The sequence below is a fragment of the Mesorhizobium salmacidum (SeqCode) genome (assembly GCF_037179605.1).
Classification (GTDB): domain Bacteria; phylum Pseudomonadota; class Alphaproteobacteria; order Rhizobiales; family Rhizobiaceae; genus Mesorhizobium; species Mesorhizobium salmacidum.
The window spans coordinates 322,615-335,667 of the sequence record NZ_JAPYKS010000002.1; the positions used below are offsets into that span (position 1 = coordinate 322,615).

The window sequence follows — 13,053 nt, forward strand, 5'->3', positions numbered from 1 at the left end:
TCACGCCGCCTTTTCCCGGGTCTTCTCACCGGCAGCCGTCAGTCCCAATCTCGGCCGTACCCAGGCGGCGAAGCGGGCAATGGCATCGTCGGCCTCCGGCGCCCGCCCGGCCATCATCTGGAAGGAGTGCAGCATGCCGTCAAAGACATCGAGCCGCGTCTCGACCCCCGCCTGCCTCGCCCGCTCGGCGAACATGCGGCTTTCGTCGACCAGCGTCTCGTCGGCGCCGGCCTGCAGGAAGACGGGTGGAAAGCCGGAGAGATCGGCATAGAGCGGGCTGACCTCGGGATCACGCCGATCGGCATCGCCGATGAAATTGGCCGCCAGCCAGTCGACGGCTTCCCTGGCGAACGCCGGGTCTTTTTCGCGGTTGGTCTCATAGCTGGCGGCGGTCAGCGCCATGTCGAACCAGCCGGAGATGATCAGCGTGGCGACCGGCAGTGGCCGCCCTTGCGCACGCAGCCGCTGCAGGACGCCATAGGTCGGCACCGCGCCGCAGGAGTCGCCGGCAATCACGATCCGCCCGGGGTCGAAGCCCTGGTCGACGAGCCAGTTCCAGGCCGATATCGCGGCCTCGAGCTGGGCCGGATGCTTGGCTTGATGCGCCAGCGGACAGTCGTAGAGCAGCGCCCGGCAGCCGACGGCCTTGGCGAGATGGCCGACCAGCTTGCGGTGGGTGTAGATCGAGCCGCCGATGAAGCCGCCGCCATGCGCGTAAAACAGCACCCGCTGCTCGTCGGCGCCTTTCGGCACCACCCACATCGCCGGCACGCCGCCGGCATCGACCTCGATATAGTCGACGCCGCGCGGCTCGCCGGTCAGCGCCGTCCAGTGGATATCGTTGTGGTCGATGATCGCCTGCGGGCTGGTCAGCTTGTCCGCATTGGCCGCCATAACAGCGTAATGGTTCCTGTTTGCCTCGCTCTCGATGCTCGCCATGATATTCTCCTCGGGTTGCGGATCGCGGAAGACGCGACCTTCGGAAGGCAGAGACGTACGGGCAGGCAAAAAGGATACGTGACGGTGGGCGCTTTTTTGCGGACGCGCTCAGCCTCCAAACATCGCGGCATACCGCCGGGCGAATTCGACGAACGGCGTCGGCCGCACGCCGAACATCTCATGCGTCGCCAGATGCACACGCGATTTCGGCCGCCGCCGCCGCTCCGCCAATTGCTCGTCCAGTGCGTCGGCGAAGTCGGCGGGGACACCGGCGGCCAGCAGATTGCGCCGGCGCTCCCGCGGGCTGATATCGACGTAGCGGACCGGCTTGCCGATCGCCTGCGATATCCGCGCCGCGATGTCGCTCATCGTCAGCGCCTCGGGTCCGGTCATGTCGAGGCTCTCGCCTTCGTGGCCACCGTCGCACAGCAGCCGGACCGCGACCTTGGCGATATCCTCGACATCGACCGGCGACAGTTCGGTGTCGCCAAGCGCCAGATGGAAGGCGCCTTCGGTGGCGATGGTCGGCGCATCGCGCAAATAGACCTGCATGAACTGGCTGGGGCGAAGGTGGGTCCACGCCATCCCGGCCGCTTCGAGATAGCGCTCGATTTCCTCATGCATGCGCGTGAAGCGGAACTTCGTCGCGTCATAGCCGATGTTGGATTCGGCGCCGGAAAACTTCACCACATGCGCGACATCGGCCTGCTTGCAGGCATCGATGAAACGACACTGCGTCTCGACCATGTCTTCGGCCGCGGTCGAAATCATCAACACGCGATCGATGCCACTAAGTGCCGCGCCAAGCGGCCGGCGCATATCGCCCTCTATCAGGTCGACGCCGGCAAGTCCGCCGAGCCCCGCCGCCGATGCCCGGTCCAGATCGCGAACCAGCGCTCTCACTTTATGCTTCTGCCGCGCGAACTCGCGCACGATTGCTTTGCCGTTCAAGCCGGTGGCGCCTGTCACCAGGATCATGGTCTGTCTCTCCATTCAGATTGATGCGGCCGCCCTTGCGACGACCGCACCTTGAAGACGAAGAGAACCGGGCAAAGGATTCCGCCCAAACGTCTTTTTGTCGGCGCGAGGGCTGTGCGCCGATCAGCCTGCCGGCGCGTAGCGGCTGACCACCATGCCGCAGGCATAGGCCTTCGAGCCGAGCAGCCGCAGGTTTCGGAACCCGCCTTGGTCGAAGATGCGACGGCCGGCTCCCAGCACGGCAGGATTGACGAACAGCTGGAACTCGTCGATCAGCCCGGCCGCGATCAGCGCCGACGCAAAGCCGGCGCCGCCGAAGACGGCCATGTCGCCGCCGTCGCCCGCCTTCAATGCGTTGACCTCGCGCGGCAGGTCGCCGCTCACCACTGTCGTGCGCTCCCAACGCGAGGCCTCGAGCCTGTCGCTCGGCACCACCTTGCGCGCGTCGACGATTCGCCGGGCGAAGGCATAGAACGGATCGGCCGGATATTTCCTCGCCGCATTGCCCCAATGGGTGAGATAACCCTCCTCGGCCATCTTGCGGCTGAGCAGGATGGTGTCGATGCCGGCGAACACGGCGTTGAAATCCTGTTTCAGCTCGGCGTCCCAGCCATTGTCGTCGCCCCACTCCCAGAGCTGCCACGGCTGATCAGCATCGGCGCCGACGAAACCGTCGACCGACATCTGCATCTGAAGAATGAGCTTTTTCATCGGGTGTCCTCGTTTCCGGATTCAGTATGGGAGGGATCAGGCAGCGCCACGCGAGCGGGCGAAGTCGCGCGCCCAGGCTTCGAAAGTAGTCGGCGTGGCATTGTCGGGCGACGGCGCTTCCAACGCCCATCGCTCGCCCTTGTTGAAGCTCGCCGCCGTCTCGCCCAGCGCATCGGCGAAGCTCGCCGACAGGCCGCCGGCGATCATGCCGGCGCGAGCATCGGCGAAAGGTGCCGCATGGTAGCTCACCGCCTTCCCGATCGCCTTGCCGAGAATTTCGGTCACCTTCTCGAAAGGATGATACCCGCCACCATGCAGCTCGACGACGCGCCCGGCCGGAAAATGCTCCGACCCAAGCAAGGCGGCGGCGCGCTGACCGACGTCGCGCGTGGCGATCAGCGGCATCGGCAGGTCGCCGCGGAAGGGCGTGGCGAAGACACCGGAAGCGGCCTGCTCGACAAAGCCCATGCCTCTGGCAAAGTTCTCCATGAAGAAGGAGGCGCGCAAGAACACCAGCTCGTCGAGTCCGAGTGCCTCGAGCCGCTCCTCCATCCTCGCGGCGCCCAGCGAAGTCCCCATCCTGAGATGGGCATTGAGGCCGCTGAGCAGCACGACGCGGCGCACGCCCGAAGTCCTGATCGCCGTCGCCAGGCGCCCGCTGACTTCGTCCTCGAAGCGGTGGAGATCCGGCGCGGTGACATCGAAGGGGATCATCACATAGGCGCTGTCGGCGCCGGAGAAGGCGGATGCGAGTGCCGCGGCATCGTCGAGCGCGACACCCAGACCGCGCGCCACGCCGCGCACCGCATGCCCCTGCCCCGTGAGCACGGAAGCGACCTGCGCGCCGACCTCACTGGTGGCGCCGACAACCACGACGGTCCTTGGCGCGCTGGTTTTCCCCTGGTCCATGATGTCTTCCTCCTGTCGAGACCGCGAGCTCTTCGGCCGAAAATGATTTACTTATGGAACCATTTGACGCAAATGGATAATGGTGTCAATAGTAAAGTGCTATAAAAACGGAACCATAGAGATGTCGACGCGTGAAAGATCCGCTTGCCCGATCAACCTGTCGCTGGAACTGCTCGGCGACCGCTGGACGCTGCTCATCATCCGCGATCTGGTCTTCGCCGGCAAAAGGCATTTTCGCGAGTTCCTGCAATCCGATGAAGGCATCTCCTCGCGCACATTGGCCGAGCGGCTGCAGACGCTGCAGGGTGAAGGCATCCTCACCCGCAGCGACGATCCCAGCCACGGGCTGAAGGCGATCTACCGGCTGACCGAAGCCGGCATCGACCTCTTGCCGGTGCTGGCCACGCTTGGCGCGTGGGGCAGCAGGCACCGCAAGGCCGACGGTCAACTTGCCCGCATCGCAGAAGAACTGGCGGCCGGCGGCGAGCCGGCGCTGGAACGGATGAAGGCAGCGCTGCGGGCGGAGCATATTGTCTAGGCCTTTCCTCCTCCCCTGTGGAAGAAGGACGCATCCTACGGCCCCGCATTGACAACGATCTGCATTTGTTCTCTATTTGTTTCGGTCTATCAGCAATCGCGGATGAGCGGAACAGGATGGAAACGACGGCCACCATCCTGCATGCCGATCTCGACGCCTTCTATGCCTCGGTCGAGCAGTTGCTCGACCCGACGCTGCGCGGCAAGCCGATCGCGGTTGGCGGCGGCGTGGTGCTCGCTGCCTCCTATGAGGCCCGTGCCTTCGGCGTGCGCGGCGGCATGCCGGGGCGCAAGGCGCGCGAGCTTTGCCCGCAATTGATCTTCGTCGGCGGCAATTTCAGCCACTACCAGCGGCTGGGGGACGCGGCGATCAAGGTGCTCGACGATTTCACGCCGGTGGTCGAGCGCATCTCCATCGACGAGGCCTTCGCCGATGTTGCCGGCTGCACGCATTTGTTCGGCTCTCCCCGGGAGATCGCGACCGTGATCCGCCGCCGTGTGCGGGCCGAACTCGGCCTGCCGATCTCGATCGGCGTGGCGCGCACCAGGCATTTGGCCAAGATCGCCTCGCAGGTCGCCAAGCCCGACGGGCTGGTGGTGGTCGATCCAGGCACCGAACTTGCCTTCCTGCACGATTTGCCGGTCGCGCTGATGTGGGGCGTCGGGCCGGCAACCAGGGCGCGGCTGGCCGAGATCGGCGTCGAGACCATCGGCGAGCTGGCCCGGACGCACAGCGGCGCACTGACCCGGCTGCTCGGCCCCGCCGCCGGCGAAAAGCTTGCGGCCCTGTCCTGGAACCGCGATCCGCGCAAGCTGGAGACGAAGCGCCGGGCGCACTCGGCCGGCGCGCAGTCGGCGCTCGGGCAAAAACCGGCCGTGGCGCGGGTGATCGTGCCGACACTGCTGCATCTGGCCGACCGCGTCGCCAGCCGGCTGCGCGCCAGGAACCGCCCCGGCCGCACGGTGACGGTGCGCGTGCGCTTCGCCGATCTCAGCGCCGTCACCCGCTCGATCACGCTGGAGCAGCCGATCTCGGCGACCGCCATGCTGGCCGAGATCGCCGGCGACCTGGTGCGCGGCGTGCTCGCCGATCATCCACGGGAGACCATCTCGCTGCTGGCGATCTCGGTGTCACATCTGGAGGAAAGCGCCGAACTGCAGCTCGACCTGCCGCTCGGCCTCGCCGACGAGAAGCGCCGCCCGGGCAGCCAAAAAGGCCTGGCGCGCTTCGGCGCCGACCGCGCCATCGACAAGATCCGCGAGCGCTTCGGCAAACAGGCGGTCGGCTACGGCACGGTGGCACTGGAAGCGGCTCGCTCGGTGCCCGACGAATTCAGGGAGTTGGCGGAGAAGGAACTGTGAGCGAAGGAGCCTCAGCCCCTCGCCGCTACCTTCCGGGTCCGGAACCAGCCGGCGCGGCGGCGGTCACGGCCGATAGCAATTCGCGCTTCACCAGCACCGGCTTTGATATGTCTTCTTCACGGCAACTCCCCAAGCCATCCGGCAGGGACGGCTTGTCAAGAAGACGCGAAATTGGATAGTGGGTCAGCGAGGTGACACAGGATTTGCCGGCCGGACGCCCAGTAAGGCGAGTGCTGCCTAGTCTAGCCTACCCTTTCAAGTTCCGCCGATAACCGGTCAGGGTCAATGATGCCACGCTTGAAAAGGCACATGATCTTGATCGCGACCTGTTCGCGCTCGTCCTCTCTGACAATTCGATGCTTGGCGCAGTAGTCGTTGAAAACGTTCGCAAGAGCTTCCAGATCGGCGGAATCCGCCACTCCGTATGGCAACATGCCTGCCTCCCTCATAGGGCGAAAGCATAATAGCCGCTCCCAACCGTCCGCTTGCCTCTACTCGGTGCGGACGACATGGAAAAGATACACCCAGAAAAAGTCAGAAACGAGTCAATTCCATGGGACTGAAGTCTGAGGCTCTGCGAGCGTCTGAATTTTCAAACTGACCCACTACCGAAGTTGGGTGGCGGCTCAGTTTGCGGATCGCGGACATCCTTGCAATGATCGAAGCAATGCATGTCACCCGGAAGTGTCCTCGGTTTCGGGATAACGACAAGCATCAAATCAGAATCTTGTGGCAGGTCGGGCGAATCCTATTCGCCGCGACATGCTGTAAGGAGCGGAGACGCCTACGGTTTGGGTCCTACAAAAAGAGAGTTGCCGTTTGACTGTCCTTGACAAGGCAAAGCAATGGGCGAGGGCCATCAAGCGCGATGTGGTAGCCCTGTGGCTGGCCGCCCGCGATCCTCGCGTTCCCTGGTACGCCAAATTTGCCGCCGGCGCGGTCGCCGCCTACGCGCTCAGTCCTATCGATCTGATACCCGATTTCATTCCCGTACTCGGATATTTGGACGATCTGATCATCGTACCACTCGGCATCCTGCTTGCGGTGAAGTTGATCCCCGCCGATCTGATGGCGGAGTTTCGCGCGGAGGCCATTCGCCGATCCAAACCGACCAGCCGAGGCGGCCTCGCATTCATCGTCGGAATCTGGATTCTGATGGCCGCCGCGCTCATCTGGCTATTCTGGCCAGATCGCTCGGATTAAATTTCATCGCTCGACCGCACGGCGGACCACAAATGATGTTGGTGGCCTGTCGAAAGACCCACGTCAAAGCCGCGCGGTGCCGAAAATCCGGTCCCAGAATATCGACGTCACGCCGAAATTGGCGTTGTCGTCGATATGGTGGTGCACCGCGTGGCGACGCTTGAGCGTATAGAGATAGGTCGGATGGGCCGGATGCCAGTGATGGATCATGTGGTGGACGCTGATGTACCAGAGGTAGCCCAACATCAACCCGCAGCTCACCGCGCTGGCGGTCGCGAAGTCCGAGACCATCCAGACAGGCAGGAACGCCACCAGCGCATGCACGCCGAGGCTGAGCCAGGTGGGCGTGCCCACCGGGCTGCGCTCCTCGACATGGTGACGGTCGTGCAGGTCCCTGATCCAGGGGACGTGGTGCAGCACGAACCGGTGCAGGACGTATTCGATCAGCGTCCACAGGCCAAGGCAGATCAGCGCCGTGCCGATCCAGTCCGGCGCGCCTTCCTCTCCGGCCTCGATCAGCCCGGCCACGCCCAATATGGCGATCACCAGGGGATAGACCACGAAGTCGCTGTAGTAGCCGATCAGACCCAGCTGCATTCAGACGCCTCACCTGACTTTCGACGCCGCCCCAAAAAAACGATGCTATCAGATTGCCGGACTCGCGCATGAGGTGCAATGCAGACGCGACTGACATAGCGTCGCAATTTCCCGGTGCAAGGTCGGCAATGGTCAACGCAGGATCGGCCGGCTTCGCACCAGTGCCGCAAACGGACGTGCAAACATGGCAAAACGCAGCGCGGGCCTGCTGATCCATCGCCGCGGCGGCAATAGCATCCAGGTGCTGCTGGTCCATCCCGGCGGCCCGTTCTGGGCGAAGAAGGACGATGGCGCCTGGTCGATCCCGAAGGGCCTTGTCGACGAGGGTGAGGACGAACTGGCGGCGGCACGACGCGAGGCCGAGGAAGAGCTCGGTATAAAGGTCGAAGGCCCCTTCGCCCGCCTTGGCGACTACCGGCAACCGGGCGGCAAGCTCGTCATGGCCTGGTCCGTCGAGGCCGACATCGACGTGGCCACTGTCAAGAGCAACATCTTCACCATGGAATGGCCGCCGAGGTCCGGAAGGATGAAGGAATTCCCGGAGGTCGACAGAGCCGGTTGGTTCACGTTGGCCGAAGCCGAGGTGAAGATCCTGAAGGGCCAGCGCCCGATGCTGACGGATCTGGCAGGGCAGTTAGGGGCGGCCTGATGCGGTCGCGATAAGCTGCCAACCACCCCTAGGAGCGGGAGATTGGCTGTCGTCCCCAAACTTCGTCGCCCCGTCCCAGTGCGCCATCGGCATGCGCGATACGTACCGGCGGAAGTGGCACCGGGCGCCGCATCTGCGATGACCGCGCCAGTTACCCTGCCAGTTGTGACACATCGCAAGGCGCTGGGATTGACGTGCACGCCCGCCCACTGCAATCTGCGTTAACCAGCTGTTTACCATGCCGCGGCTGAGATCGGGGGTCAGTTTGGAACCGTTCATGGATACGAACCTCCTGAATTGGGACGATCGGGCCGAACTGCACGCGACCGACAGAACCGGCAGCTATCGTATCGAGAACGTGCTGGCTGGTGGATCCAATCTCTATGAGCTGGAAACGCGCGAGATCGGTGACTTCTTCGGCAAGGACATCGTCCATCTGCAGTGCCACATCGGGCTCGACACGATCAGCCTCAGGAATCTCGGCGCGGGCAGTGTGACCGGCCTGGACTTTTCACCAAGGGCGATAGCCGCGGCGCGAGTTTTCGCCTCCAAGGCGGGCAGCGACGTTCGCTTCGTGGAAGCGCCACTGTACGAGGCTGTCGAAGCGCTCGACCGGACCTATGACATCGTCTACGTTACCTGGGGATCGGTGAACTGGCTTGACGATGTCTTCCGTTGGGCCCGGGTGGTTGCCGATCTTCTGCGTCCCGGCGGCCGGCTCTATATGGCCGAAGGCCATCCCTTGATGTTCCAGTGCAATCGCAAGGCTGCTGCGCTCGAATTGAAGGACGTTGGCGAACGCCTGTAGCGCGACCGCTCGTCTGGAACGAGAAGCGAACCTACACCGGCGATGAGCGCACCTTGAAGCATCCCCGCTATTATGAATGGATTCATCCGATCAGCGACGTGGTGAACGCCTTGATCGCTGCGGGCCTGACGCTTGATTTCCTCAATGAGCACGACACTGTTTCCTGGCAGCACTTTTCATTCGCGGTAAGGGCCGGCAAGGATATGTACGGCCTTCCCGAAAACGCTCCCAAGATTCCGATGGCCTATTCAATCGGGGCAACCAAGCGCGGCGTCGGGACGTATCGGATCGTCAAGAAGAAGCTCGACAGCCACTAGTTCCGTATTTGGCAGGTTCTGGTGTGCGTTCTCCACGCAGCAGCCTCCGAAGGCGGAAAATTTTTAAAGATTGTGAAGGTCAAAATTAAGTTGTTGCGAACTAATATTCCCTTGATGAGGCTCGACCAGAGGGCCTGAGAAGCACAGGGAACATTGCTTTATTGGCTTTTTTCGCCAGTATGACCGCCCGCGTTAAGGCGGGCGTCTTTTCACCGGCAAGGATTCCGGTGGCGATCGCGGTTGTGGTTATTGCCGTTTGCGCGGTGCTCGCCGACCACCAAAACAAGATCGTTTCGGATCAGGTCGCCCGCGCGGACGTCCTGGCCAAGGTTAATGTCGTTCGCGCCAAGCTCGAAGGGAAGATCAACGGCAACCTTCAGCTGGCGCGAGGACTGGTCGCGGCAGTCACGACCGAACCCTACATGGGACAGCAACGTTTCACTGAGCTTGCCAGCAGACTGTTCAACGAAGAGTCCCAGCTTCGCAACATTGCCGGCGCGCCCGACCTGGTCATTTCCTTGATGTACCCGATGGCCGGCAACGAGAAGGCTATCGGCCTCGACTACCGCAATAACGACCAGCAGCGTGCGGCGGCGTTGCGTGCGCGCGACGAGCGCAAGCTCATTCTTGCCGGCCCGGTCGATCTGGCGCAGGGAGGGCAGGCCTTCATCGGCCGATTTCCGGTGTTCGTTAAAAGCGCGGGCAACACCGAACGGTTCTGGGGCATCGTTTCCGCAGTCGTCGACGTGCAGCGCCTCTACCAGGCAAGCGGTCTTCTCGACAAGGAGCTCGGGATCGACATAGCCCTCATCGGCAATGACGCCCTTGGCACTAAAGGAATGCGGTTCTTTGGTGACGAACAGGTTGTCAAAAGCGATCCGGTGACAGCCGACGTTCTTTTTCCATCGGGCTCCTGGCAGATCGCTGCGATTCCCAAGGGCGGTTGGCCCGCCACGCCCGCCAACGCCTGGCGGCTCCGGGCGCTCATGGCGGCAGCAGCGGCGCTGATTTTGATTCCCTTCCTGGCGGCGGGCCGCTTGATCAATGAAAGGCAGCGAAACTACTGGGAACTGAATCGGCTGTCGCGACGGCTGGAACTTGCCCTGGAGGCCTCGGCCATTGGCGTTTGGGAACACGACCTCCAAACCAACCATCTTGCTTGGGACGACCGCGTCAACGAGATATATGGCAGGGAGGCTGATGGCGGACCGCGCGGATATTCCGACTGGGCCGGGGCCATTCATCCCGACGATCTGCCTCAGGCGCTTACAGACTTCGAAAGTGCCGTGACCGGGCGAGGCACATATTCATCGGAATACCGGGTTGTTCGTCCAGACGGCGAAATTCGCCATGTCCGGTCCAGGGCGATCTTTTATGAGACCGCGAACAATTCGCCACGAATGGTGGGGGCCGAATGGGACGTGACATCCGATGTAATGCTGAACACCGATCTGGTTCGCGCAAAACAGCTGGCCGAGTCGAAAAATGGGGAACTCGAAGTTGCCAAGGCGCGCACGGAACATGTCGCCATGCACGATTCGCTGACGGATTTGCCCAATCGGCGCTACCTGGACCAGGTACTGTATGATTACGCGGCAAAGGCCAGGCTGAATGGCGGCCATGCCGCACTGCTTCACGTCGATTTGGACCGCTTCAAGCACATCAACGATACGCTCGGCCACGCAGCGGGCGACGCGATGCTGGTGCATGCGGCATCCGTTCTCAAGTCCAACGTCGGCGATCGAGGTTTCGTCGCTCGGGTTGGAGGAGACGAATTCATCGTGCTCTGCACGATAGACGATGACGATGCCCAGGCGGCCGCGCTCGCGGACCGCATTATCGAAGAGATGCGCAGGCCCGTTTATTACCACGGTCACCAGTGCCGTTTTGGCGTCAGCGTCGGAATTGCAATCGACGACGGTACGAGCGCCGATACCAGACAGCTGCTGGTAAATGCCGATATCGCCCTCTACCGGGCCAAGAGACGTGGCCGCAACCGGCATGAATTCTTCAGCGGCGAGTTGCAAAGCGAAATCGTCAACACGAAGAGAATTGCCGACGAAATTCTCGCCGGCCTCGAACGAAATCAATTTATCGTATTCTACCAGCCTCAATTTAGCGCCAGGACGCGGGAGATCGTGGGAGTTGAAGCGCTGGCGCGATGGAACCACCCTGAGAAGGGCATTCTAACACCCGACGTTTTCCTGAAGACCGCTGAAGAACTGAACGTCGTCTCGATAATAGACCAGAAAATCCTCCAGCAATCGCTTTTGGATTTCGAAGCATGGTCCGCGCAGAAGATTGGCGTTCCGCGCATGTCAGTCAACGTTTCGGCACGACGCCTTCACGATGAGCAACTCATAGCGAGTTTGCGAGATCTCAACATCAGGAAGGGAACGTTCTCCTTTGAGCTCGTCGAATCCATCTTCCTCGACGACAACGATGACCTGGTCACATGGAACGTCGAGCAGATCAAGCAACTCGGCATCGACATCGAAATCGACGATTTCGGCACCGGCTACGCCTCAATCGTCAGTCTGCTCAAATTGCAACCTCGCCGCCTGAAGATAGACCGCCAGTTGGTCGATCCAATTGTGAATTCGCCCCAGCAGAGGCAAGTCGTGTCTTCGATCATCGAAATCGGCAAATCCCTCGGCATCGAGATCGTAGCGGAGGGTGTGGAGACGATGGAGCACGCCCGTCTGCTTAAAGCGCTTGGCTGCGACATTCTGCAAGGCTATGCCTTCGGGCAGCCCTTGGATTCCGACGGACTGAGAAGATTCGTGCGATCTCGTCGGTTGTCCGTCGCCGGCTAATTCCGTTCCAAGTCCTAGGCTTGGAGTGACCTCACCCGAACCGTGCCGCCGTCCACGCCCCGCCGGCCGCGTTCGACTCCACCGCGGCGGCGACGAACTTCACGCCGCGCGCGCCATCGATCACGTCGGGCACCTGCGCCGCGCGCGCCGGATCGACCGCGCCACCAGAACGGTGGGCGCGGATGATGTCGGCGGCGTCGCGGTAGAAATTGGCGAAGGCCTCGATATAACCCTCCGGGTGTGCCGCCGGCATGCGCGACACGCGGCGGGATTCAGCCGTCGAGCCATGACCGCCGCGCACCAGCGTGCGGGTTTCCTCGCCATGGACGGAAAAGCGCAGTTCCTCCGGCCGCGCGCCCGACCATTCGAGCCCGGCTTTGTCGCCATAGATGCGCACGGAGAGGTCGTTGTAATGGCCGGGCGATGTCTGGCTGGCCAGGATCGTACCTCGCGCGCCGTCGGTCCAGCGCACCAGCACGTGGGCATTGTCGTCCAGCCGGCGTCCGGGCACCGCGGTGAACAGGTCGGCCGACACCGTCTCGGCCTCGCGGCCGGAAATGAAGCTTGCCAGGTTGAAGGCGTGCACCCCGATATCGGCCAGCACCGCCGACTGCCCTGCCCTCGCCGGATCGGTGCGCCACTCCGCCTGCTTCTGGCCGTCGGCGTCGATCGGCTTGGTCAGCCAGTCCTGGATGTAGGCGCCATGCACCGATACGATCCGGCCAAGCTCGCCCGCCATCGCCATTTCGCGCGCCTGGCGCACCATGGCGTAGCCGGTGTTGTTGAGCGTGACGACGAAGCGGCGCTTTTTCGCGCGCGCCAGCGCCACCAGCGCTTCGGCGTCACCGAGCGTCGTCGACAGCGGCTTGTCGCAGATCACGTCGATGCCGGCTTCGAGGAAGGCGGTGGCGATCGGCGCGTGCAGATGGTTGGGCGTGACGATGACGACCGCCTCGATGCCATCCGGCCGCGCGGCCTCTGCCTTGGCCATGGCGCGATAATCGGCATAGCTGCGCTCCGGCGCGATGCCGATCTCGGCGGCCGAGGCGGCGGCGTTGTCCGGGTCGGACGATAGCGCGCCGGCAACCAGCGCGATCTGGTCGTCGAGGCGCATGGCCAGCCGATGCACGGCGCCGATAAAGGCATTGCGGCCGCCGCCGACCATCCCGACCCGCAGACGCTGGCGCGTCGATCCATCCGATGTTGCGTAGACCATGTTTTCTCCTC

14 protein-coding genes are annotated in these 13,053 nt (G+C 63.0%); 7 read left to right on the forward strand and 7 right to left on the reverse strand.

Translation table 11 applies throughout. The features are described from left to right. From O7A60_RS04215 to O7A60_RS04230, 4 genes are all read right to left on the reverse strand, one after another. A complete protein-coding gene (locus O7A60_RS04215; protein ID WP_337105145.1) occupies positions 1–939 on the reverse strand; it encodes an alpha/beta hydrolase in 939 nt (312 codons plus the stop codon). 108 nt (positions 940–1,047) lie between these two features. Beyond that, positions 1,048–1,917: an SDR family oxidoreductase gene (locus O7A60_RS04220; protein ID WP_337105146.1), complete on the reverse strand. Its 870-nt coding sequence runs from the start codon at positions 1,915–1,917 to the stop codon at positions 1,048–1,050. 123 nt (positions 1,918–2,040) lie between these two features. Further along, a complete protein-coding gene (locus O7A60_RS04225; RefSeq protein WP_337105147.1) occupies positions 2,041–2,628 on the reverse strand; it encodes a dihydrofolate reductase family protein in 588 nt (195 codons plus the stop codon). Positions 2,629–2,664: 36 nt separating this feature from the next. After that, the gene (locus tag O7A60_RS04230) at positions 2,665–3,537 is read right to left on the reverse strand and encodes an NmrA family NAD(P)-binding protein (RefSeq protein ID WP_337105148.1); all 873 of its coding nucleotides are present in this window, start codon (positions 3,535–3,537) and stop codon (positions 2,665–2,667) included. A gap of 121 nt (positions 3,538–3,658) precedes the next feature. Here O7A60_RS04230 and O7A60_RS04235 point away from each other — a divergent pair, with 121 nt between their 5' ends. Continuing rightward, positions 3,659–4,075, forward strand: coding sequence for a winged helix-turn-helix transcriptional regulator (locus O7A60_RS04235; RefSeq protein WP_337105149.1), 417 nt, complete (start codon positions 3,659–3,661; stop codon positions 4,073–4,075). Between the two features lie 116 nt (positions 4,076–4,191). Then, positions 4,192–5,436 (forward strand): DNA polymerase IV, encoded by a 1,245-nt coding sequence (dinB, locus tag O7A60_RS04240; protein ID WP_337105150.1) that lies wholly within the window; start codon positions 4,192–4,194, stop codon positions 5,434–5,436. A 242-nt stretch (positions 5,437–5,678) separates the two neighbouring features. Here the strand turns inward: dinB and O7A60_RS04245 are convergent, their stop codons facing one another. After that, positions 5,679–5,870 carry a hypothetical protein gene (locus O7A60_RS04245; RefSeq protein WP_337105151.1) on the reverse strand — a complete coding sequence of 64 codons (192 nt, stop codon included), beginning with the start codon at positions 5,868–5,870 and terminating at the stop codon, positions 5,679–5,681. A gap of 385 nt (positions 5,871–6,255) precedes the next feature. Here O7A60_RS04245 and O7A60_RS04250 point away from each other — a divergent pair, with 385 nt between their 5' ends. Next, positions 6,256–6,639 carry a YkvA family protein gene (locus O7A60_RS04250; RefSeq protein WP_337105152.1) on the forward strand — a complete coding sequence of 128 codons (384 nt, stop codon included), beginning with the start codon at positions 6,256–6,258 and terminating at the stop codon, positions 6,637–6,639. A gap of 63 nt (positions 6,640–6,702) precedes the next feature. On the opposite strand, the gene O7A60_RS04255 is transcribed toward O7A60_RS04250, so the two are convergent. Beyond that, positions 6,703–7,236 carry a sterol desaturase family protein gene (locus O7A60_RS04255; protein ID WP_337105153.1) on the reverse strand — a complete coding sequence of 178 codons (534 nt, stop codon included), beginning with the start codon at positions 7,234–7,236 and terminating at the stop codon, positions 6,703–6,705. 184 nt (positions 7,237–7,420) lie between these two features. Here O7A60_RS04255 and O7A60_RS04260 point away from each other — a divergent pair, with 184 nt between their 5' ends. The 4 genes from O7A60_RS04260 (at position 7,421) to O7A60_RS04275 (ending at position 11,826) form a co-directional block, all read left to right on the forward strand. Continuing rightward, positions 7,421–7,885: an NUDIX hydrolase gene (locus O7A60_RS04260; protein ID WP_337105154.1), complete on the forward strand. Its 465-nt coding sequence runs from the start codon at positions 7,421–7,423 to the stop codon at positions 7,883–7,885. 277 nt (positions 7,886–8,162) lie between these two features. Then, complete coding sequence (locus O7A60_RS04265) at positions 8,163–8,693, forward strand: class I SAM-dependent methyltransferase (protein ID WP_337105155.1); 531 nt, start codon at positions 8,163–8,165, stop codon at positions 8,691–8,693. 53 nt (positions 8,694–8,746) lie between these two features. Beyond that, entirely contained in the window at positions 8,747–9,010 is a 264-nt protein-coding gene (locus O7A60_RS04270; RefSeq protein WP_337105156.1) for a hypothetical protein, read from the forward strand. Positions 9,011–9,189: 179 nt separating this feature from the next. After that, complete coding sequence (locus O7A60_RS04275) at positions 9,190–11,826, forward strand: bifunctional diguanylate cyclase/phosphodiesterase (protein ID WP_337105207.1); 2,637 nt, start codon at positions 9,190–9,192, stop codon at positions 11,824–11,826. 31 nt (positions 11,827–11,857) lie between these two features. Here O7A60_RS04275 and O7A60_RS04280 read toward each other — a convergent pair whose 3' ends face one another. Further along, positions 11,858–13,042, reverse strand: coding sequence for a Gfo/Idh/MocA family protein (locus O7A60_RS04280; protein WP_337105157.1), 1,185 nt, complete (start codon positions 13,040–13,042; stop codon positions 11,858–11,860). Positions 13,043–13,053 lie beyond the last annotated feature (11 nt).

What these genes read in the sequence shown, in the direction of transcription:
- O7A60_RS04265 (WP_337105155.1), top strand. Translation starts at nt 8,163, where the DNA reads ATGGATACGAACCTCCTGAATTGGGACGATCGGGCCGAACTGCACGCG.
- O7A60_RS04275 (WP_337105207.1), top strand. Translation starts at nt 9,190, where the DNA reads ATGACCGCCCGCGTTAAGGCGGGCGTCTTTTCACCGGCAAGGATTCCG.
- O7A60_RS04220 (WP_337105146.1), bottom strand. Translation starts at nt 1,917, where the DNA reads ATGATCCTGGTGACAGGCGCCACCGGCTTGAACGGCAAAGCAATCGTG.
- O7A60_RS04260 (WP_337105154.1), top strand. Translation starts at nt 7,421, where the DNA reads ATGGCAAAACGCAGCGCGGGCCTGCTGATCCATCGCCGCGGCGGCAAT.
- O7A60_RS04235 (WP_337105149.1), top strand. Translation starts at nt 3,659, where the DNA reads ATGTCGACGCGTGAAAGATCCGCTTGCCCGATCAACCTGTCGCTGGAA.
- O7A60_RS04215 (WP_337105145.1), bottom strand. Translation starts at nt 939, where the DNA reads ATGGCGAGCATCGAGAGCGAGGCAAACAGGAACCATTACGCTGTTATG.
- O7A60_RS04245 (WP_337105151.1), bottom strand. Translation starts at nt 5,870, where the DNA reads ATGTTGCCATACGGAGTGGCGGATTCCGCCGATCTGGAAGCTCTTGCG.
- O7A60_RS04230 (WP_337105148.1), bottom strand. Translation starts at nt 3,537, where the DNA reads ATGGACCAGGGGAAAACCAGCGCGCCAAGGACCGTCGTGGTTGTCGGC.
- dinB (WP_337105150.1), top strand. Translation starts at nt 4,192, where the DNA reads ATGGAAACGACGGCCACCATCCTGCATGCCGATCTCGACGCCTTCTAT.
- O7A60_RS04255 (WP_337105153.1), bottom strand. Translation starts at nt 7,236, where the DNA reads ATGCAGCTGGGTCTGATCGGCTACTACAGCGACTTCGTGGTCTATCCC.
- O7A60_RS04280 (WP_337105157.1), bottom strand. Translation starts at nt 13,042, where the DNA reads ATGGTCTACGCAACATCGGATGGATCGACGCGCCAGCGTCTGCGGGTC.
- O7A60_RS04225 (WP_337105147.1), bottom strand. Translation starts at nt 2,628, where the DNA reads ATGAAAAAGCTCATTCTTCAGATGCAGATGTCGGTCGACGGTTTCGTC.